Here is a 570-nt window from a genome sequence, read left to right as displayed (position 1 = left end):
TCGGAATTATCCCGGGGCCACGGTGACACGGGTGATGCGGGCCGTCAGGGGGCTGCCGAGGGGCAATCGGAGAAGTTCGGCAGCCCCTCTCAGGCCGTCACCGAGCGGGGTGGCAGGCCAAAGTGCCGGCCTGTGCTGGCGCAGCACGTCGAAGAAGTTTTCCACTAACGCTTCCGAGTTGAAGAGGCCACCAATGGCACAGACCGGAGCCTTCTCGGCTGCAGTGATGCCCACCCGGTCCAGTCCCGCCATGACCGAATGGGCGAGTTCGCGAGCGCCATGCCGGAGGAGTTCGCTCGAAACCTGATCCCCGGCGGCTAACGCTTCGGTGACCCAGCGAGAGAAGGATGCGATGCGCCGCACCCGCTCTGGATCGGCCTGCAGTTCGATATAGGCGCTCTCGACGTCGCCGAACTCGTCGCGCAGACGGTCGAGAAGCATGGTGTGTTGGCCGCGACCGTCATAGGCGCGCATGGCTGCATCAAGTGCGGCCCGGCCGAACCAGTAGCCACTTCCCGCGTCTCCCATGATGTTGCCCCACCCGTCAATCCTGGCCACCTGGGTCGCCCC

The 570-nt window shown here is 65.6% G+C and carries 1 protein-coding gene; it reads right to left on the bottom strand.

The window, feature by feature from the left end; genetic code table 11:
• Positions 1-6: 6 nt before the first annotated feature.
• Positions 7-570 (bottom strand): BadF/BadG/BcrA/BcrD ATPase family protein (locus tag AC3WLB_RS24290; RefSeq protein WP_492510493.1); only part of this gene is annotated, 564 nt, incomplete at its 5' end.

It is taken from the genome of Herbiconiux sp. FW305-C-125 (assembly GCF_058783455.1).
Note: the sequence above shows the minus strand (reverse complement) of the source record. Positions and strands in the feature narration are given on the sequence as shown.